Genomic DNA, 20,662 nt, shown 5'->3' with positions numbered 1-20,662 from the left:
ACAAAAGCAGCATAAAATATCGCCAGCCATAGCATGGCTGACGATACAAAAATTTATTATTTTTTATTGTCCTCTTGACGGGGAGCATACCATTCCACAGAGAGCTCTTTTTGTGAATCTTTTACAACTCTTTCATTTTCTCAAGAATCTCCTGATAAAATGCCTCCTGATCCCCACTGTTCTTCAGATCTTCCAGTATCACACCATCTTTCAACAGGATCAGCCGGCTACAATAGCTTGCCATCTGCGGATCATGTGTGACCATAATAATCGTCTTTCCCATATGTTCATTAATGTCCTTCAATGCATCAATCACAATCTTTCCGGACTTGGAATCAAGATTTCCGGTCGGTTCGTCCGCGAGGATCAGATCTGGATTATTAATCAGCGCACGGCAAATCGCAACTCTCTGTTTTTCTCCGCCGGATACTTCATATGGCTGCTTCTCGAGAAGGTGTGATAAACCAAAGTTTTCGGCATATGCTTCTACATTCTTATAACACTTATCAACCGGTGCCTTGTCCAACACCATCGGCAGCATGATGTTCTCCTTTACAGACAGACTATTTAACAGATAAAAATCCTGAAACACAAATCCAATCTCTCTTCTTCGTATATCCGCCAGTTCATCACTCCATAATTCTGACGCATCCTTTCCCGTAAAGAAAATCTTCCCGGAAGTCGGTTTGTCGATCAAGCCAAGCACTTTTAAAAGTGTTGTCTTACCGCAGCCTGATTTTCCCATGATCCCGACAAATTCCTGTTCTTCAATGGTAAAATCCAGCCCTTTTAAAACTTTAATTTCTTCTTCATCCTGTCTGTCAGAATAAACCATTTTATAATTCCGGACAAGTTTCTCCACTTTCATAACTTCCCGTTTATTCATCTTTTCCTTCCACCTTTCGAATGATAAATCTTCCTAATATCCATGCAAATCCCCACTGTACTGCCAGATATATAAGCCATATCCAGACAGCATGTTTCAGCCATGCAATTCTGACGGCATGCGTATACATCCGAGCATGAAACGTTGCTGCTGTAAAGATACTGGTCACGACTATCGTTATCAGCTCCGGCAGCCAGTAAAAGTAATACAGTTCTCTTTTCAGGAGTGATACTCGTTCTTTCTTTCGCATTCCCATACATTTCAAAAAGTCAGCCCTTACTTTCTTATCACTCATTTCTGATAACGATTTAATATACATCAGGAAAAGGCCGGAGATGGTCATTGTAAGCAATACGAATGTATTTATGATCAGTTTCATCGTATATTCTGTCTTCAGATCATTGACTGCCGTCTTTTTTGAATACCAGCAATGTACTTCAAAATCATACTGCGCTTCATATGTATGATTCTTTTCCAGCTTTTTCATTTTCTTTTCAATTGCTTTCTGGTATTTTGGGTCTGCCTGGATCAGTACAAGCTTCGTCGGACCCTGCTTAATTGTGACACCATCTATTCGCAAGGCCTTTTCTTCTATCTTGTCTCCGGTTAATATGTTCGTGTATTTCCACATTCCCTGTGCTTTCTTGAAATATGCATCCGAGAATACAACGATATTTTCCAGTTTTCCCTGACGGAAACATCCAATCAGACTTCCAATTTCTTCCCCTTCTATTGTTCTTTTCGGATATGCTTTGCTCGGCGAATATAAGGTATAATATTCACACGGAAGACCGATATGCAAAAATGGTTTCTTCTTTCCAAATGTCCAATCCACCGGCTGTGCCTTCACGGAGCGATCCTGTTGGTGCACCAGATATACCTTCTTTCCATTTCGATCAAGATGCATTGCTTCTTCCTTATACGATGAATCTACATATTTTTTCAATTGTTTGTATGTCGATTCAGAAATCCCGATCTGTTGTCCCTGTGGTCTTTTTCCTTGTTGCACGCCTTCGTTTTGTTCTGTCTTATCTGCATTTGCCACACGCACCATCGGATATTCTATGATTTTTGCCTGATAACCGTTCTTTATCCTATCAAAAATCGCATCATCTCCATCATCTGCAATACAGACAAAATCATACGGATACAGACTTTCCGGCTTCTCTGCAATCGTTACCGAAACTACCTGAAACAGAAAGTAAAACACTGCGCATACGTTCAATATTGTAAGTGCCAGCACATACCTTGCAGTTGTCTTTGATTTATAATACAAATGATTCCGATTCAGCATCTGTGGCAGATATGCCGGTGTCTTTTTTGCACGTCTCAAATATCCAGCTCCTACAAAACGAATCAGTAAAAATATACCTGCAAAGAATGCAAAGAGCAGATACATACTTTCATGATTTCTCAACTGCCGGTATTCGAATATAGCGATCATACAGATTATGATTCCGGCTGTTATGAATAACTTTGTCCTCCTCTGCGGCATAGGTTCTTTTGCAACGTTTCTGATCGATGCCCTGACCAGATTGAAATCCGATACGATATCCCTGGTCGCCATCAATGCAATTATATACACTGCCAACACCACCAACGTACCTTTCACATAAGTAAGCCACGTCACCTTTGACAGAACAATTCCTTTTGCCAGCATTGAGAAAATCACTTTCCGGAACAGAAACATAATCATATTTCCCAATAGACCGCCGGCAATCAGCGAACACAAAAAAGCGACTACGATCTCTATCCCAATAATCGTATACAACGCTTTTTTTCGAATTCCCAGCGTCACGAATACACTGTAATTCTGCGTCCATTTTTTCATGTGAAATACGAGAACAAACACCATCAAAAAGATGGCACATACCGCCATCGGAAGCATTGCATTCAGCAATATCCTTCCAAGTCCTTCACCCAGCAGGAAATTCTCTGCCCGGTGAGCCTTCGCCATCATCTGATATATTCCAAGTCCTGCAAAGGAGAATGCAGAAACGATTACACCACAGAACAGCAGGAGGCCGTAATCTTTCCAGTCATATTTAAAATTATGCCAGACCATCTGATAAAAAAGTTTGGTATAATTTCCCGGAAAATATAATCTCCTGCGCTCTTCTTCTTTTTCTTCCCGTTCCTTTTCCGCAAATATTTCTGCTGATTCCTTGGCATCTTTCCATACATCAAGCATTTTACTGATCAGCACTTCTGCCATAACAAATATCATGATGACTGCAGGAATCAGAATCGTTTTTGTTGAATTATCCGCAAGCATTCCAAATCCGGATTCATTCACCACAATATATAAACCTAGAACAACTAACGCAGCGATATTCAGATAATATTCCTTATGCAGCCACTGCGTCACTATATGTAATACAATCACGATCTGAAATACAATAAGCAGTATTAACTGTATCCGGATTATCGTAATATTCCCATCCCAGACAGACGCTGCCATCTCCGAAAGTGCTTTTATTCCTTTTGCTTTGATTCGGAAATATGCTGCATATATACTGTAATTCTTCCCTTTCAAAACCACCCACGGAAGCTGAATAAAAATCAAAATCATACCGTACATAATTGTCGATACAATATATCTTCTTTTCTTTGTTTCTTTCATATTCACCTGCCTCCTATCCGTAAATAGTAATCACAACCTCAAACCGATCCTCCTGGCTTTTACACTGAAACATTCCATTGTATTGTTCTACAATATCCCGGATATTTTTCATTCCATAACCATGTAACATTCCATCCTTTTTTGATACAAAATTTTCATCTGTCTGTATTCCCGTATTTTTAGCCGCATTTACAATCTCGATGTATAAGAGCTGATTCTTCTTTTTCATTTTTATATGTATCCAGCGTTCTCCTTCTTTGATCTGCTCACACGCTTCCAACGCATTGTCCAAAAGATTTCCAAAAAGTGAAATGATCTCTCTGTCAGAAAACGGAAGCGTTGTGAATACTTCCGTGCTGATCTGCATCTGCGTCTTTTGCTTCTCTGCCTCCTTCTCTTTCTGGTTAAGAATCATATCCAGCATATGGTTTCCTGTCCAGATCTGATAATTGTAATCCAACATGTCCCGGCTGAGTTCGTTCAGATATTCTTCCAATCCCTTCCAGTCCTGTTCCTGCGTATATTTCTTTAATGCAAGCAAATGATTCTTCATATCATGAACAATCTTCCGGCTCTTTAACATTTCCCTATATTGTTCTTCCATCGCCTTTACTTTCATCTGGAGCATCTTCTTATCCTGCTCTTCCAGTTCAGCTCTGTGCTGTTCTGTCTCAACGTCCCATGCTTCTGCCTGAATATCAAGAAATATCCAGATTCCTATGACAGCCAGAAACAGCATCATATAACAAAACATCGGCATAGAATAAAATTCTACAAATCCGGTAGATGCTATAGCCATAAAGATGTAAAATGCTGCAAGATAAGTAATCCAAACAAATACATGATAATTTGTTGATTGATTCCCGTTTTTTATGCACTGGTATAATTCATACAATTCTATACTCTGAAGCAAAATCAGGAATATTAACATCAGTAAAAATATAAACGCAACTACCTGTGAATGTTTCCATTTCCACATATGCTGTTTTAAAAATGTATGATTATACATTTTGATGTAATCATTTTCCTGAAAGGTCTTAATTACATACATGTGAATCGTATTCCATTTTCTATTTATGCGCATCCACGGGAAGAAACAGTACACTTGCAATAAAATCCCCATAAAAGTATCTACTTTTCTCTTTTTTGTCCATCCATTCATTTTATCGGTCTCCATCTTATTTTCACATGAAATCTTTATAGTTATTGTACCATGCCTTTTCTTCTTCCGCCTTATAATGGCCATGAATAGCGGGTTTTCTGACCATGAAATTTTAAAAATATGGATCTACCGTGGTAATTACACACAGAAAAACCGCATGTTTTCTTTCATCCTCTGCTATACGAAGAACGGTCAGACATGTCTTGATAAACATATCTGACCGTTCTTATAATATGACCATGCATTAGTATAAAGCTGCTACCCACAGAACCTGCCACTAACAATTTCTTACAGATACTTTTCGTTCTGTATCTCTTTCATAATATTCTTTAATTCTGAAATATCGATCTCTAACATTTCTGAAATTTGCTCAATCGAAAATTTATCAGACAATTTTTCTAAGAGTTCTCTTTTTCCTCTTAATCGTCCAATTTTCTCGCCTTCTATTCTTCCCTCAGTAATTCCCTCCTGCCTTATCATTATCTGTTCTTCCCATGTCTGCATATACTTCACCTCTGTCTTTTCACTTGCTTTGATCTGACAAACTCGTCTATGCATCTCTTGAATCCGCTTACTTTTACACTCCCCTGACACTTCATCCGTACTACGTTCCATATACTTCAACAATTCTATCAATTCTGGTGACACCAGCTCGGGATGTTTGCCCCTGGTATTCAGAAATATCCTCGTTGCTCCATCATCCAGCTTTAGTTCGGGGACTTCCTCACATCTCATCTGAAACGTGTAACGATATAAACCATATCCAAATAAATCAAATGGTGTGATCAGCACAATCAGTACTTCGTTCAGTAAGTTAAAGTCAGCAACTCCTGGTGGCAGCAGCTTACTGTCGATGATTCCCTGATAGAGTCGACTTCTTTTCGGAAGATTATGTGTATTCTCTTTTTGTGCCTCTACTTCATATATCACATCATCTTCATCTATCGCATAGACATCCAGCCGGATCTGCCGATTATCTATAGACGTTCTCTGCTCTTTTTCGGTCTGTGGCGGATGTTTTAGATTCGTATTCTGACTCAGTATGATATCCAACATCGTCTTTACATTTTCCGGATCATCCATCGCTTCATCGAACAGAAATTTATCCAGCAAGTTTAATTCTTTTAATGATTTTCTTTGGTTCATAAGCAGTTCTCCTCTCTTGTACAGATATAATACCTGCAAAGAAGAACTGTTTAGCTTTATGCATATGATAACACAGAATTTATATATATACCAGTATATACCGTTATCTTCTTTTATCAGACATGTATTTATCTGTTTTTTATGATTTTCATCTTGGATTCTTACCCGATTGTTTGGGCTTGAAATAAATGAATTGGTAAATATAGATGCGTTGCAGATATTAGAATTCATCTGCGTGTTGATAGGATAACATGCTCTATTCATGCTTTCAATATATATTTTAGAAATGCTCAATTTTTGTAAATCTTCTACAAATTATCCCCGGGCAATTTTACTCCACAGACATATATTATATTGTAGACACATATATGAAAGGAAGGTTAAAAATATGGCTCAATTTACGAACCAGGCACAACTCCGTTACGGAAATTCTGTTACTAATTCAAATATTGCCGTCGGTGAGATTCTCGAAGTATTGTCAATCTCGAAAACTGCAGTAAAAAATACCTATCATCCAGGAGGTACCGTCACCTATATTATAAGTATTGTTAACTCCGGTACCACTCCTATTACAGGACTTACACTCACAGATGACCTTGGTGCGTATGCATTTTCTACTACTTCACTGACACCGTTAACGTATCTGGATAACACGGTAAAATACTATACAAACGGAACGTTACAGGCTGCACCTGCTGTAACCGCAGGTCCTCCGCTTGTCTTCTCTGGATTAACTGTTCCTGCAAATGGTAATCTGACACTGGTCTATGAAACAGCTGTAAATCAATACGCTCCTCTCACCAATGAATCATTCATTACCAACACGGTTACTGCAAGTGGAGACGGCATTACTTCTATCACCGCTAAGGAAACGGTAAATGCAGAAGCCTTGCCGCTCTTAGGTATCACAAAATCTATCAGTCCGGTACCTGTTACTGAAAACGGAAGCCTGACCTACACGTTCCTGATTCAGAATGAAGGAAACGTTCCTGCAAATGAAGCCACGGCCGTAATCGTTACCGATACGTTTAATCCAATACTTTCTAATCTGACTGTCACCTTTAACGGAAGCACATGGACAGAAGGTGAAGACTACACTTATGATAAAACTACCGGTACTTTTGCTACCGGTTCCGGAAAAGTTACTGTTCCTGCAGCAACATTTACCGTCAACGAGACTACCGGTGAATGGAGTTCTAATCCGGGATTTAGCACTCTGACAATTACCGGAACAGTATAAGCATTAAAAAATGGCAGGAGAGGCCATCTGAATAATGTCAGATGGTCTCTCCCGTTGCGATTATTTTCCGATTTAATCTTCTGTATCATATTGTTCCTCAATGATATGTTTCACCTCTGAAACATCCATATCCAATACATCTGCAATTTTCTCAATGGACATCTTATGATTCATTTTTCTGAGCAATTCTCTTTTTTCTTTTTGTCTTTCCAGCAATATTTCTTCCCATGCCTGCATATACTTCACCTCTGTTTTTTCACTTGCTTTAATCCGACAAACTCGTCTACGCATCTTTTGAATCCGTTCACTTTTGCACTGTTCTGACACTTCATCTGTACTGTGTTCCATATATTTCAAAAGTTCTATCAGTTCTTGGGATACCACCTGGCGGCAGCAGTTTACTGTCGATGATTCCCTGATACAAACGACTTCTTTTCGGAAGATTATGCGTATTTTCTTTCTGCGCCTCCACTTCGTATATCACATCATCTTCATCCATAGCATAGACATCTAACCGGATCTGCAGATTATCCGTAGACGTTCTCTGTTCCTTCTCTGTCTGCGGTGGATGCTTCAGATTCGTCTTTTTATTTAATATGATGTCTAACATCGTCTTTACATTTTCAGGGTCATCCATTGCTTCATCGAATAGAAATTTGTCCAGCAAGTTTAATTCTTTTAATGATTTTCATTTGTTCATAAACAGCTCTCCTTTCTTATACAAATATAACTCCTTTAAAAGAAAAACTGCTTATTTTTATGAATATCATAGCATACATTTTATATATATACCAGTATATATGAACAACTTTCTTTATCAGGCATGTATTTATCTGTTTTCTGTGGTTTTCATTTTTGATTAATGCCCGAATATCTGGGCTTGAAGTAAATGAATTGATAAATATAGATACGTTGCAGATGCTAGAATTTATCTGCGTGCCGCTAGAATAACATGCCTGATTTTTATTTTCAATGCAATTTCTAGAAATACTGATTTTTTGTGAACTTTCTACAACTCCTTCATCTTCCCAAGAATCTCCTGATAAAACGCTTCCTGATCCCCGCCATTTCTCATATCTTCCAGAATCATTCCATCTTTCAGAAGAATCAGCCTGCTGCAATAACTTGCCATCTTCGGATCATGTGTTACCATAACAATTGTCTTGCCAAGTTCCCGATTGATATGACTCAGTGTATGGATTACCACATCACCGGACTTAGAGTCGAGGTTTCCGGTCGGCTCATCCGCAAGTATCAGATCCGGATTGTTGATCAATGCTCTGGATATCGCCACTCGCTGCTTTTCGCCTCCGGATAATTCATACGGCTTCTTGTTCATCAGATGTGTAATTCCGAACTGTTCTGCATATTTCTGCGATTCTTCCATACACTCTTTCGCACTCTTCTTATCCAGGATCTTCGGAAGCATGATATTTTCCCTGACGGACAGACTGTCCATCAAATAGAAGTCCTGGAACACGAATCCGATCTTTCTCCGTCGTATGTCCGCAAATTCATCCTTCCACAAATCTTCCGTATCATGTTCTTCAAAGAACAGCTTTCCTCCGGTCTGACGGTCTATCATACCCAATAGTTTCAAAAGTGTCGTCTTTCCACATCCGGATCTTCCCATAATTCCGACAAACTCCTGTCTCTGGATAGAAAAATTTAATCCCTTCAGGACGTGGATCTCTTTCTTCTTTTCACCATCTTCTCCATACTGCACATAATCACGGACCAGATTCTCTGCTCTTAATACGTCTGCCGTTTTTTTATTTTCATTCTTTTCTAATTTTTCATTCATTACAAATCTGCTCCCTTTTCAATCTTTTTCACAATCGTATCTTCCAGCCACTTCAGATTCAGCCACTGTAATATGAAATATATAATCCAGAGTACACCTGCATTTATCACATAATTCTTCACATCATTCAGATGATAATCCCTGAGTCCAAATACAATTCCAGAATACAGTACCGTAACTATAACGACAATAACAGATGGGATCGTCACAAACCGGCTGATTTCCTTTTTCTCGATGCAGATCCGTTCCCTGCGATTCATTCCCAGACGGTTCATGAACTGATACCGTTTCCGCATATCCGGCAGTTCCATCTGAACCTTCATATGAAGTAGGAGCATACTGATCACAGATAAAATAATAAGCACAAATCCATTCATCACATATTCAAGGATTCGCTCCATCTGCCGCTTTTTCGCTGCTTCTGTCTTCGTATATGTACTTTTTACAAGCGAATCAAATGACTCATCATATGCATGTTGCTTTGCAAAATCTATTGTCAACTGATCTGCTTTTTTCTGGTATTTTTCCGGTACATTTGCAAGGACAAGTTTCGTCGGCCATTCATGGATATTTTCTTCCAATACCGCATCCGACGTTTTTATTTTTTCTCCCGTATTCATGTCTGTCGTTTTCCAATAGTCTTTTATTTTGTCAAAATATGCATCAGCGAATACAATAAGATTCTCGTATTTTCCCTGTTTGAATGCGCCGATCAGACTCGAAGTCTCGGAGCCTGTAATCGTCCGTACCGGATAATAAGTCTGGTGCTCCATTGTATCAAAGCCAAACAATGGCTGTCCGATATGCAGATTCGGATGTATCATCAACTGATAGTGATCAATTGGTTTCGCCTTTGTTCCCTGATCTTGCTGATACACGACATAAATTTTCTTTCCGTTCTTGTCAAGATTCAGATGCTTTTTCGGTTTTTCTCCGACTGCCTTCTTTAACTTTCGATAACTGCTCTTTGATATACCGATATTCTGGCCTTGCTGCCAGACAAGATCAAATGGTCCTTCCAGACGTTCTGTATTATCAATCGTTGTTGCCCGGACCATCGGAATACTGGTCACTTCTGCTTTGCATTCTTGCTTAAGCTTTTCGATAATCCCTGTATCATTACTATTCGCAAGCCATACATAGTCGTATGGGTACAGCGTATCCGTCTTATCTGCGATTCTGTTAGATACAACTTTTACCGAGAAAAAGGACATCACACATACATGTATCACGATCATAAGTGTCAGATACTTTACAGTTGTCTGGTATCTGTGTCGTATCATATGTTCTTCCGGAAGGGTTCGCAGGTATTGATCCATAGACGTTTCTTTTTTACGCAGGATCATGGCACCTATATTATACAGAAAAACATACAAACACAGGAAGAACCCACACAAAAGAAAGATACTCTCTGAAAATCTTCTCTGTGTATACAGATACAGGACGATTACTCCCAGCAGCCCGCTGATCAACGCCCCTGCTTTTCTGTATATTCCCGGAATCTTCTCACTTTTCACCGCTGCATTTCTGGCATCGGCGGAACGTTCTCCTGCATGGATATCCCCAGAGATACCAAAAGCAAACAAACAGATAACAGCTATCACGATTGCCGTGATCAGATACACCTTCCACGATACCTCTGATTTCATATCGATTTTAGGAAAATGCTGTATAACAGCGTCATATATGCCAAACAAAATGGCTCTTCCAATCACAAATGCCGTCACCAGTGCCACCGCAAATCCGGCAAGTAATTCTCCGATCCAGGACCAGAACACGGCATTGCTCCGCATGCCAAGTGTCCGGAAAATCCCATCATCCGCCATCCGTTTTTTCCGGTAGAATACCATGACAACCGTAATCAAAAACAATGATATCAGTACGATCACGATCAGGCAGTCCTTCATAATCTCAGTCAGCCCAAGCCCTAGTAATTCATTATCATATCCATAGCTTCCGGAAAATGCCTCTCTCATTCCAAATCCAATGAACAGAAATGCTGCCGATAACAGAACCGATACAAATAAAAAAGAAAAATCTCTCCAGTGATATTTAAAATTCTCCCACAGCACATGGTAATAAAGCTTCGAATATTTCCCTGGAAAATATAATCTTCTTTTCCGTTCCTGTTTATAATGCTTATCATTTTCCTGAGTTTTCAGGATCTGTTCACCGGATTCTTCCCATTCTTCCATGGATTTATGCATCAGTAACCGTATCCCCGTCCATATCGGAAATACTGCCAGATACCCAAGTAGATACATCGGGAACACCTGTATCGTACCCGCACTGCTCCATGAACTGTTAAGTCCAATCTCGGCCACTACCGACAGCATTGCAAATAATCCGATAAGTTCTATGATAGATAAAAATTTTATTTCCCATCCCTTGATGTTACAGATAAGCCGTATTGTTTCGATTACTTCAAGAACGACATACAGCATAACACATACCGTGAATGTTTTTGCCAGTGTATGAATATCCAGTGGTAATGCATCTGCTGCTCCGTCTAAAAACGTCGTGTTATATGTATCTGCACAACTGTGATTTCTCAACACAGCAATTACATACATAATAAAATTCTTCCGTTCTCCCGTTATATTCATCCACGGAAACAGAAAATATATCTGAAGTATGATCCCCAGAATAATATTCATCCGTCTCTTTTTCTCTTCCATTCTCATTCCTCTTCCGCCCCTCTTATATCATATATCGAGATGATACAGACCAGATACTCCCCGTAAATTTTATATCGGAATATGCCGTCATATTTTCTGACAATATCCTGTATGTTCTTCATTCCATATCCATGAAGTATCTCATCTTCTTTTACTGATACAAATTCTTTCTGATTCTGCACCGGCATTTCTTTAATTGCATTTGAGGTCTCAATATATAATAAATGATTCTTCTTTTTTATCTTAATTTTTATCCAGCGCTTTTTATCTTGGATCCGTTCACAAGCTTCCAGCGCATTATCTAGAACGTTTCCAAAAAGTGAAATAATCTCCCTGTCTGAAAACGGAAGGGTTGCAAATACTTCTGTCTCAATCTGCATATCCGTCTCTTTCTCTTTTGCATCTTTCGTCTTTTGATTGAGGATCATATCCAGCATGCGGTTACCCGTCCAGATCTGATAGCTGTCATCCAGCATATCATCACTTAATTCATTCAGATACTGGTGCAGTCCTTCCCAGTCTCTCTCCTGATCGTATTTTTTCAATGCAAGCAGGTGATTTTTCATATCATGTACAACCTTCCGGCTCTTTAACATTTCCTGATATTTTTCTTCCAGCGCTTTCACTTTTACCTGCAGCAACTGTTCGTCCCGCTCTTTCAGTTCTGTCTTATGCTTTGCTGTCTCCGTATCCCATGCAGCCGCCTCGATATCCAGAAACATCCAGATTCCAATAATACCTATGAATATCACCATATACATATAGATTCTAAGCTTGAACAGCGCACTGTCATCCAGATAGATGTATGAAGCATCAAGATATAAGAAAAAAAGAACGATGGCAAGAACCCAGACATACCTGTGTATATCAAACGTTTTGATCCCTTTCATATGTCTGTACAATTGCCATAGTTCGATCATCTGCATCACAATCATAAATGCTATGATCATGGTAAATGTCACTGCCGCAAAACCGGAATATTTCCATAAGATTGGATGCCCAGATAAGAAAATATAATTATATGCCTTGATGCAGCTTTCTTTCCGGAATATCTCGATCAGATACACGTGAATCGTGTGATACCCTCCGTCTATACGGATCCATGGAAAGAAGAAATATATTTGCAGCAGAATCCCCATACAAACATCTGCTTTTCGCTTTCTCGTCCATTCTTTCATTCTACATTTCTCCAATATTCCATGATCCGTGTCTTCACATCCTGAATAGTCTCTGCCCCTGCCTGAATCTTAATCCCGTCTTCCAGATAGATGGCAGCCGTCGTGATCCGATCCACATGATCGATATTGATAATATAACTTCTTCCGGCAAATATAAAAGCCGGGCTTTTCAAATCTTCAAAAATCTGATGCAGTGCCAGACGTTCTTTGTATGCGCCATTTACCATTACAAATTCAACATACTTCTGCCCTTTGACCTTGCGGATACAGATAATGTCTTTATGATATAATTTTCTCTGGTCCGTCACCCCACCGATCCAGAAGAAATTCTGGCTCTCTTTTTGCTTTTCCTGATAAATTTTCTGTAATACTGCCGGCAAACGTTCCTTCATATCTCTTTTCAAAATATACTGATATGCCTCCAAGACATAACTGTCTACTGCAAATTCAGCATAGGATGTCAGAAATACCAGACAGATATCTTTTTGTTCTGCCTTTAAAATTCTTCCCAGACCGATCCCGCTTTTCCCCGGAAGATCAATATCTGAAATAACTACATCGTAGTGCTTCTTAACTTTCAGAAATTCTTCGGCTGTTTTATATATTTCGGTGGTTACATCCTGCGCCTTAAGTTTCTCTAATTCCCGGCTAATAAGTCTTTCCACTTCCTGTCTTGTATGTACTTCATCTTCTATCATTGCTATCTGAAACATTTATATTTTCTCCGTATTTATTCACATAATTATTGCATTCATTGTACCACGATAGTTACAAATATTGTTATAACTGGCCATGAATTCCGGGATTTGTGGCCATGAATTCTTGAAAAAACGTCTGCTGATACAGAAAACTTACCACTGGCAAAGCTCCTTACAGATGTTTTGGCAGCCAAGCAGCTCCCTACGAACACATGGCAACACAAAAAAACTGCTATTTTAAGACTTTACTCCTAAAACAGCAGTTCTTATTTTTTCAATCATTTACTTCTAATATTTTCAACCAGCAGCTCGTACTTTTCTCATTTCCGATAGATATTCTATCTATTCCGCTTTATTCAGTCCCATGTCCTCACTCGCTTTTGTCACAGGAACTTCCACCATCACAGAGTTGTCATCAATCTCTACCGAATATGTCTTATGGATCAGGCAGTTCACCGGATCTTCTGTTGCAACAACTACTGCAAGTCTGTGTCCCGGCTCTACGGTATATCTTGTCGCATTGAGATATACGCTGTAATCGTGATATTCGCCTTTTTTAAGCTCGATACTGTTCTGTGCTGTCTCCGGCGCATAACCTGCTTCCGGATTACACAGATCTGCAAATGCACGTGTGATCACACGGTATTTTTTATGTACGGTATTAAATTCTGCCTCATCAAATGCCGGAAGATCTCCGCCATTCATGATTCCGCCTTCTTTTACTGTCGTTACCGGAACGATATTTCTTTCCGGATCTACAGTCTGGATACTGTCGAATTCTTCGTCACATACATCACAGAGAAGCACTGCAATCTCTACATCATCCATTTTACCGGATACTTTGGAATTGCCAAGCTGCATGGTCAGTGTATCCACATCGTTTCTGTTTTCCGGATCGAAATCTGTTTCGATATTTCCGTCTTTTAATGCTGCCTTTAAGTTCAGGCATACCGTTCCCTGTACAGTCACGGCTTTTTCAAATGGATCTGTCACATAGCGCTGAGCCATATTTGTAGACTTCAGTGCCATCACATCATCGAAGTTTTCTGCACTGACACCAGCTTTTTCCCAGTCTGTATCAATCACTGTCTTACTCTCTTCTTTTGAAGTAAGCTTCATGGTATACTCTGTTTCCCATGCACTTTCTGTTTCCCATTTTTTCTGGTCATAGTTCGTCTGCGCAAGTACTTCCGGCATCTTTTCGGCACCATTTTCTACTCCGTACAGATAATGGGATATCCATTCATTTACGATATCATCATAGAATTTTCCATCGATCAGGATTCCGTAATTCTTATTCGCCATGGTCGGTGTGATATGTGGACCCTGATGAAGGATCAGTTTCACTGTCTGCCCTGCCTGTTCGAATGCGGTATGCATCATTTCAAACTGTTTTGTAGATACATTTTCATCATTGAATCCATGTACGATCAGCGCACTGCACTTGATCTGGTCTGCATGCAGACGATAATTTCCGGATCCCCAAAATTCCGGATCATAATCGAATCCACATTTTAACTGTTGGAGACTCAATTCATGATGGAATGCTGCAATATCATCCAACTGCTTTTCTGACAATGTCTCATCATTATAACGGCTGGAACAAAAATATGCCAGAAAACTGTTCAGCATCTCTTTTGGCCAGTAACGCTGTGCACCTTGCATATTCTGCTGTGTATACCAGTCTGCGATACCTGCAACCGGAACAATTGTTTTCAGGCCTTCTACGCCTGTGGTTGCAACTGCAAACGGCATGGTTCCGGCATAAGATCTTCCGGTCATGGCAACATTCCCATTCGCCCAGTCTGCCTTCGTCTCGATCTTTCCTTCACGGTCTGCGTAAGCCACTCTGTCGCCATGCAGCCATTCTACAACAGATTTGAATGCATCTCTTTCATACTCTGAACCGACATAGTTGAATCCATCTGAGCCAAGCGCTCCGAATCCGGCACTTACAACCACTGCAAAGCCGCGCACCAGATAATAATTGAAGTTATCTAGATTTTCATATACCATGCTGTTATTGTTTCCTTTATCCGGATAATACCAGTCTGCCGGATCTGCCTTTAATGCAAGATCCATGGCACTGATCATTCCTTCCGGGATACGTGCAGGCACTTCTTTGTCAAGATCTGCAAAATCAATTTTGCGGTATTCTTTGCTTTCCACTTCTTTCATATGATCGTATCCGTCTGCCTGTACACCTGCACAATACGGACGTGCCTCATATAACGTTGCCGCCTTATAATTGCCTTCTACGGCACTTCTTGGAACCTGGATGAATGCTTTAACGAGATCTCTCTTTCCGTCTCCATCCATGTCATAGTCAGATTCCACATATACACAGTATCTTACGATACTTGATGTCGCAGGATCATATTTTTCTCCTGTCTTTCCGTCTGTGAATTTGAAAACAGGCTGTGCAAGTCCATTTTCGAATACCGGTACTTTACTGTAATTCTTTTCTTCCATTGTAAAAACCTCTCTGATTCAATATTTTACCTAAGTAATATTGTACCACGCATTTCGGAACCGGGCAAATTTTCTTTCTGAAAATATCTGGAAATGACTGATACAGAAAAATGCGTAAAAACAGTTCTTTATCTGTTTTTACGCATCTGTAATATATCCAAAATCGTATCATACACTGACGGATTGTCTTTGATCACAATCGCCAGTTTTTCTTTTGCCTGATTCAGCTGATGAAAAAGAAGTCTCACATTTGATTTTCTGCCTTCACTCGCTGTTATACGGGTTATTTCATAAGAAGCTTCACTAATCTTTCCCGCACGGAGATAACCGTCCTCATCATAATAATACTGTTCATCCAGTACGGCTACCAGGCGGTTCACATCCCGCATTGCCGAATTCTGATAGAGATATCCCCGTCTCGCATAGCCTTGCATCAAACATACTGCTTCTGTATCATCATTCGCATACACCACTTCAATATTAGGATAGCCCTTCTGCCCTTTTCTCCGCGACAGATCCAGCATGTTCTGAATAAAGGAAGAAAGTTCTGCATTTGTACGGATACGGTTCGTCATATGAAAGCTCTGCACATCCGGCAGGCTCGCAAGTCTTTGCGATATTTCACGATCCAGTTCCTCAGGCGAGATCATGTCTTCCGTATCACTGGAGAAGATTATCGGAATCTGCTTTTTACATTCTTCTAATATCTTTAATTGCTCCACAGAAAGCAGATGTGCCTCATCCACCAGAATAGCACTGTATGGCTTTAAGAATGTATCAAACGCTTCTTCCGCACACACATTTTCTGTCATCGTCTGCTTTGCTGCCTGAAGTGATAACTGACGATCCGACAGAAAATCAATCCGGCGCAGACGTTTATGTAAAATTCTCCAGTCCTCTCCTGCTTCTCCGCAATGAATCATACAGACTCTCTGACGTACCGACAGCTTCATCGCAAGATCATACAGAAGCAATGTCTTTCCCGTCCCCGGAAGTCCGCTGAACCAGTAATAGTCGGAATGTTTTGCTCGGATTCCTTTCAGGATCTGTCGTTCGATATCTCTTTGCTGTGCCGTCAGAAAATATTCTTTCTGTAAAAAGCGTTCCGGCTCTCTGAGCGGTGAGATCAGATAGAGTTCTGCGCGGAACAGTTCTTCGATATTCCCGTTATAATCCGGACTTTCTCTTTTCAAAGCTCTGGATAATTCGTCCCAGTCTGCCTCTGCGATATGATCATGATTCGTCAGTCTTACCAGACGGTTCTGGCTGCTGATATAAGTATACGAATGAATCGTTCTTCCAAGCACCGACAGATAATAGTGGTTCTGCAAAAGCTGTCTGCGAATGGCCTCATCCGATACCACACCACTTTTTAACTCAATATTTACAATCTGGTCTTCTTTGATCTGAAGAAGATCAAATTCTTTTCCCAGTCTCGGAATCTGAAACGAATAAAAGAAACGAAGTGCATATACATCCTCCATACAGGTTTCCAATTCGGCTGTCAGTGCTTTCATACTTTCCAGTTCCCATTCTCGCATTTTCAGAAAATAGTCTCTTCCGGATAACTGACGTTCCAGTTTTTGCAGCTGTTCGATATTCTGATTTCTTGTGATCGTATAAATGGATATAGATTTCATTTTTTAATCTTTAACCCTCTTAGATATTCTTTCTGCTCTGGCGTGATCCGGTAACTTTCGATAGCTTTTTGGATCGTCTTATTATGCGTCCAGACATCTAATTTTTGCTTTTCGATAAACGGGAGAATCTTATCATACTGCTTTGCAAGCGCCGTCGCAAAATACCATGCACGCATCATATTTACATAATATTCTTCCGAACGAATCTGTGCCACTTTCTCCGGGTACTCCATCTGAAATGCATCTTCCAGATAATAGCGCATCAGCATACTGATACCGAACCGGATGGTATATGCATGGTCGGATTCCATCCATCGGTATACTTCATCTATAAATGTATCCAGATGTTTCTTCACTACCTTGACCGCAAGCATATCGCAGGTCGCCCAGTTATCAATATACGGAAGAAAACGTTCCAGTTCTTCCAGACATGTGTCATAGTCTTTAATCTGTTCGATCAAAAGTCCATGCAAATTATTTTCTTCGTAGTACTGATGTGGCAGTATCTGCAGATATTCTTTTGCTTCATCCGTTTTTCCATACTTCTTCGCAAATACACGAAGTGCCGGCGTCCGGACACCGATGATCTTTTCTTTGTTGACTGTCGGCATTAGTTTTGCATGGAAGTCGCGGTATTTTAAGTCTTGCAGCTCAAAAAGATGGGTTTGTACGTTGGTTATGATTGTTGTTTTATTCATATTTTCATCCTTGATTCTTATATTTCCCATGTCAGGCATATGATCTTTTATTTATTATATCGCTGTTGCGATACAATTTCAATTGTTTTAAACGCATTAAACAGCACTTCTCCTATTTTTTCTTGCCGAAAAAACTCTCACACAAAACTCCACAATCAATCCAACAACAATTATCGCCCAAAGCGACGTCTGTTCCGACATCGGCAATGTTCCCCATTCATCTTTGCGCAAAAAGAACCATAACATATAACACAGGAAATAAATCGCTGAAAACACCCCTTCGATCCAGGGATTCGAATATCTCAGCTTCCTTTCCGGGATTTTCTTATCCAGGTAATATGCAGCAAAGAACAGTGCACCCCATACAGCCCAGCATATAATATTCACGCACATAGGTCCGTGTGAAAAAAGAGGAACCTGCAATACCGCAACCGCTGCAATTCCTAATATATATATGATCATCTGAATTTTATACAATAACGGCTCATCCAGAGATGCAATCCAGGCTTTTTCTGTCTCTTCCTGATAGTGTTCCGGTTCAATCCTTTTTCCAAGCATGAATTCACTGACACTGATATCCAGTATCTGACACAGTGGCTCGATCAGACTGATGTCCGGGAATGATTTTCCATTCTCCCATTTTGACACAGCTCTGTCTGTCACGCCCAGTTCTTCTCCCAGCTGCTTCTGCGTCAGATTTTTTTCCTTCCTGCATGTCGATATAAACCTTCCAAGTTCTAATGGTTCAACCATATGCGTCACCTCCTGTCGGCTTTATTATGCCATATTTCTCCCAGAAAAGCACTCCACTTATGGTTGAACGCCTCTAAATGCCGCTAATTCTCACTAATTCTTATGAAAATGGAATCAGATATCACTGAAGCGGCATCTGCGGATTCACCCATAATACTTTCACCGCATTTTCATCTGCTGGATCATCCTCTTCTTTCTCCAATGATTCCTTCACAAATTTTTCGACCCTCGCCGGAGCCTTTTTAACTTCATCATTTTCCTGCCACAGGATCTTTTTCTCACCGGATCTTCCGACATAGTCAAATTCCGATGCCTTTGTTCCGTTATCTGTGATAATCTGTCCATCTTCAAACGGAATGACATATGCAACTTCTTTGAATGTAATATACATCAGCCCTGCAAATGGATTGATGCTCGAATCCATAGATACTTCATATGTGCCAGTATTCTTCGGCTCACGTGCAGCTCCAACAGCATCTTTCCCCACCGCTGTTTCGGTAGTTATATCCATATCTGTCTTAGGATAGGACAGGCCTGTGATCCTGCGTCTGCTCTTCAATTGTACATACAGTCTGCCATCCTTTAACCGGTACACTTCTTCTGCCTTTATATCCTCTGCCGCGATTTTTGACAAATGATAAGACTGAAAGGCATCCGAATATAGAGCCACGGTCAGCATCATACAGATCAGGAAAACAACTCCGCACGCCATAACGATTCTTCCGTTTAATTTTCTTGATACTTTTTCAGAAAACTCCCGGAACCCTTTCCACTCCTCGTCCGTGCCTTCTATTTTATCTGTTTCCACCGGAATCTCACCTTCCATTTTTTTCAGATATGTTCTGCACGATTCACATTCTTTTATATGTTCTTCTATTGCATTTCTGCTCTTTTCACTGCATATATCATCCTTATATAACGGTAGCAGGTCTCTTATGATCTCACATGGAATCTTTGCCATTATGTACTCCTCCTTTCCAGAATGTCCTGTATCTTCACCCGGGCCCTGTGATAGGTAACTCTCGCCCATGTCTCCTGTTTTCCAAATATCTGTGCAATCTCTTTATAATTTAATTCGCCAAGTACCTTTAGTGTAAATACTTCTTTATAAGGTTCGTCCAGATAATGAAGGATCTGATAAACCGTCATGGCTTCGTCCTTCCGAAGCATACGTTGTTCGGGTCCATCCGTTTTTCCGTCACTGTATGCCTGTTCTGTCAGTTCCTGATCTGTACGGTGTTTTTTTCTGGTATAAGAAATGTATTCATTCCTGGCAATCTGACACAGCCAGGATTTGATGCTGCATTTTCCTTGAAAATGCTTTACTCCTTTTAGTGCTTTGAAAAATGTCTCCTGTGTGATCTCTTCTGCAATGTGCGGATCCTTACTCATTGCGAGAACGAAATAATACACATCCTGAAAATAGGTTTTATAAATCTCTTCCAACTCAAGCTTCAAGTACCTGTCACCTCCCTTCTGTTATCTATTAGACGCATGAATTCCATTTTTGTTACAGCCTTTTACATTTATTTTAGAATAATCTGCAAAATATGTCTTGCATCCTTTGATATAAAAAACTCCCTGAGCCCCAAAGATGATATGCTACCCTCATATAGGACAATGAAATATAAAAGTCCTATATGGGGGTATTTTCATGTTCAGAAAGAGTAAGATAGAACCAGTA

17 protein-coding genes are annotated in these 20,662 nt (G+C 40.1%); 1 reads left to right on the top strand and 16 read right to left on the bottom strand.

Going from position 1 to position 20,662, the window contains the following annotated elements:
• Nucleotides 1-121: 121 nt before the first annotated feature.
• From OCV72_RS16275 to OCV72_RS16260, 4 genes are all read right to left on the bottom strand, one after another.
• The gene (locus tag OCV72_RS16275) at nt 122-886 is read right to left on the bottom strand and encodes an ABC transporter ATP-binding protein (protein WP_055284920.1); all 765 of its coding nucleotides are present in this window, start codon (nt 884-886) and stop codon (nt 122-124) included.
• The gene (locus OCV72_RS16270; RefSeq protein WP_055284918.1) at nt 879-3,509 is read right to left on the bottom strand and encodes an ABC transporter permease family protein; all 2,631 of its coding nucleotides are present in this window, start codon (nt 3,507-3,509) and stop codon (nt 879-881) included. Before OCV72_RS16270 ends, OCV72_RS16275 begins: the two co-directional genes overlap by 8 nt.
• A gap of 13 nt (nt 3,510-3,522) precedes the next feature.
• Entirely contained in the window at nt 3,523-4,671 is a 1,149-nt protein-coding gene (locus OCV72_RS16265; RefSeq protein ID WP_055284916.1) for a sensor histidine kinase, read from the bottom strand.
• A gap of 288 nt (nt 4,672-4,959) precedes the next feature.
• Entirely contained in the window at nt 4,960-5,817 is an 858-nt protein-coding gene (locus tag OCV72_RS16260) for an Rpn family recombination-promoting nuclease/putative transposase (RefSeq protein ID WP_070099649.1), read from the bottom strand.
• A 388-nt stretch (nt 5,818-6,205) separates the two neighbouring features.
• Here OCV72_RS16260 and OCV72_RS16255 point away from each other — a divergent pair, with 388 nt between their 5' ends.
• Nucleotides 6,206-7,057 (top strand): COG1361 family protein, encoded by an 852-nt coding sequence (locus OCV72_RS16255; protein WP_055284914.1) that lies wholly within the window; start codon nt 6,206-6,208, stop codon nt 7,055-7,057.
• 72 nt (nt 7,058-7,129) lie between these two features.
• Here OCV72_RS16255 and OCV72_RS16250 read toward each other — a convergent pair whose 3' ends face one another.
• The 12 genes from OCV72_RS16250 to OCV72_RS16195 form a co-directional block, all read right to left on the bottom strand.
• Nucleotides 7,130-7,405 carry a hypothetical protein gene (locus tag OCV72_RS16250; RefSeq protein WP_055284912.1) on the bottom strand — a complete coding sequence of 92 codons (276 nt, stop codon included), beginning with the start codon at nt 7,403-7,405 and terminating at the stop codon, nt 7,130-7,132.
• Nucleotides 7,386-7,724 carry a hypothetical protein gene (locus OCV72_RS16245; RefSeq protein ID WP_055284910.1) on the bottom strand — a complete coding sequence of 113 codons (339 nt, stop codon included), beginning with the start codon at nt 7,722-7,724 and terminating at the stop codon, nt 7,386-7,388. Before OCV72_RS16245 ends, OCV72_RS16250 begins: the two co-directional genes overlap by 20 nt.
• Before the next feature lie 342 nt (nt 7,725-8,066).
• Nucleotides 8,067-8,861 (bottom strand): ABC transporter ATP-binding protein, encoded by a 795-nt coding sequence (locus OCV72_RS16240; RefSeq protein ID WP_022416330.1) that lies wholly within the window; start codon nt 8,859-8,861, stop codon nt 8,067-8,069.
• Complete coding sequence (locus OCV72_RS16235; protein ID WP_055284908.1) at nt 8,861-11,539, bottom strand: FtsX-like permease family protein; 2,679 nt, start codon at nt 11,537-11,539, stop codon at nt 8,861-8,863. The genes OCV72_RS16240 and OCV72_RS16235 overlap by 1 nt, the downstream gene beginning before the upstream one ends.
• A gap of 2 nt (nt 11,540-11,541) precedes the next feature.
• A complete protein-coding gene (locus OCV72_RS16230; RefSeq protein WP_006426523.1) occupies nt 11,542-12,717 on the bottom strand; it encodes a sensor histidine kinase in 1,176 nt (391 codons plus the stop codon).
• A complete protein-coding gene (locus OCV72_RS16225) occupies nt 12,714-13,430 on the bottom strand; it encodes a LytR/AlgR family response regulator transcription factor (RefSeq protein WP_055284906.1) in 717 nt (238 codons plus the stop codon). Before OCV72_RS16225 ends, OCV72_RS16230 begins: the two co-directional genes overlap by 4 nt.
• A gap of 327 nt (nt 13,431-13,757) precedes the next feature.
• Complete coding sequence (locus OCV72_RS16220; RefSeq protein ID WP_055284904.1) at nt 13,758-15,887, bottom strand: CocE/NonD family hydrolase; 2,130 nt, start codon at nt 15,885-15,887, stop codon at nt 13,758-13,760.
• A 128-nt stretch (nt 15,888-16,015) separates the two neighbouring features.
• Nucleotides 16,016-17,527, bottom strand: a complete 1,512-nt coding sequence (locus OCV72_RS16215) for an ATP-binding protein (protein WP_055284903.1) — start codon at nt 17,525-17,527, stop codon at nt 16,016-16,018.
• Complete coding sequence (locus OCV72_RS16210) at nt 17,524-18,225, bottom strand: DNA alkylation repair protein (protein WP_055284901.1); 702 nt, start codon at nt 18,223-18,225, stop codon at nt 17,524-17,526. The genes OCV72_RS16215 and OCV72_RS16210 overlap by 4 nt, the downstream gene beginning before the upstream one ends.
• Before the next feature lie 96 nt (nt 18,226-18,321).
• Nucleotides 18,322-18,978, bottom strand: a complete 657-nt coding sequence (locus tag OCV72_RS16205) for a helix-turn-helix domain-containing protein (protein ID WP_055284900.1) — start codon at nt 18,976-18,978, stop codon at nt 18,322-18,324.
• 121 nt (nt 18,979-19,099) lie between these two features.
• Nucleotides 19,100-19,939: a zf-HC2 domain-containing protein gene (locus OCV72_RS16200; protein WP_055284898.1), complete on the bottom strand. Its 840-nt coding sequence runs from the start codon at nt 19,937-19,939 to the stop codon at nt 19,100-19,102.
• Nucleotides 19,939-20,436 carry an RNA polymerase sigma factor gene (locus OCV72_RS16195; protein WP_055284897.1) on the bottom strand — a complete coding sequence of 166 codons (498 nt, stop codon included), beginning with the start codon at nt 20,434-20,436 and terminating at the stop codon, nt 19,939-19,941. Before OCV72_RS16195 ends, OCV72_RS16200 begins: the two co-directional genes overlap by 1 nt.
• Between the last annotated feature and the right edge of the window lie 226 nt (nt 20,437-20,662).

This window comes from Dorea amylophila (genome assembly GCF_025567265.1).
Lineage (GTDB): Bacteria > Bacillota > Clostridia > Lachnospirales > Lachnospiraceae > Dorea_A > Dorea_A amylophila.
This window is presented reverse-complemented; position numbering and strand designations above follow the sequence as displayed.

What these genes read in the sequence shown, in the direction of transcription:
- OCV72_RS16230 (WP_006426523.1), bottom strand. Translation starts at nt 12,717, where the DNA reads ATGAAAGAATGGACGAGAAAGCGAAAAGCAGATGTTTGTATGGGGATT.
- OCV72_RS16225 (WP_055284906.1), bottom strand. Translation starts at nt 13,430, where the DNA reads ATGTTTCAGATAGCAATGATAGAAGATGAAGTACATACAAGACAGGAA.
- OCV72_RS16220 (WP_055284904.1), bottom strand. Translation starts at nt 15,887, where the DNA reads ATGGAAGAAAAGAATTACAGTAAAGTACCGGTATTCGAAAATGGACTT.
- OCV72_RS16205 (WP_055284900.1), bottom strand. Translation starts at nt 18,978, where the DNA reads ATGGTTGAACCATTAGAACTTGGAAGGTTTATATCGACATGCAGGAAG.
- OCV72_RS16210 (WP_055284901.1), bottom strand. Translation starts at nt 18,225, where the DNA reads ATGAATAAAACAACAATCATAACCAACGTACAAACCCATCTTTTTGAG.
- OCV72_RS16265 (WP_055284916.1), bottom strand. Translation starts at nt 4,671, where the DNA reads ATGAATGGATGGACAAAAAAGAGAAAAGTAGATACTTTTATGGGGATT.
- OCV72_RS16240 (WP_022416330.1), bottom strand. Translation starts at nt 8,861, where the DNA reads ATGAATGAAAAATTAGAAAAGAATGAAAATAAAAAAACGGCAGACGTA.
- OCV72_RS16250 (WP_055284912.1), bottom strand. Translation starts at nt 7,405, where the DNA reads ATGGAACACAGTACAGATGAAGTGTCAGAACAGTGCAAAAGTGAACGG.
- OCV72_RS16200 (WP_055284898.1), bottom strand. Translation starts at nt 19,939, where the DNA reads ATGGCAAAGATTCCATGTGAGATCATAAGAGACCTGCTACCGTTATAT.
- OCV72_RS16275 (WP_055284920.1), bottom strand. Translation starts at nt 886, where the DNA reads ATGAATAAACGGGAAGTTATGAAAGTGGAGAAACTTGTCCGGAATTAT.
- OCV72_RS16235 (WP_055284908.1), bottom strand. Translation starts at nt 11,539, where the DNA reads ATGGAAGAGAAAAAGAGACGGATGAATATTATTCTGGGGATCATACTT.
- OCV72_RS16215 (WP_055284903.1), bottom strand. Translation starts at nt 17,527, where the DNA reads ATGAAATCTATATCCATTTATACGATCACAAGAAATCAGAATATCGAA.
- OCV72_RS16260 (WP_070099649.1), bottom strand. Translation starts at nt 5,817, where the DNA reads ATGAACCAAAGAAAATCATTAAAAGAATTAAACTTGCTGGATAAATTT.
- OCV72_RS16255 (WP_055284914.1), top strand. Translation starts at nt 6,206, where the DNA reads ATGGCTCAATTTACGAACCAGGCACAACTCCGTTACGGAAATTCTGTT.
- OCV72_RS16270 (WP_055284918.1), bottom strand. Translation starts at nt 3,509, where the DNA reads ATGAAAGAAACAAAGAAAAGAAGATATATTGTATCGACAATTATGTAC.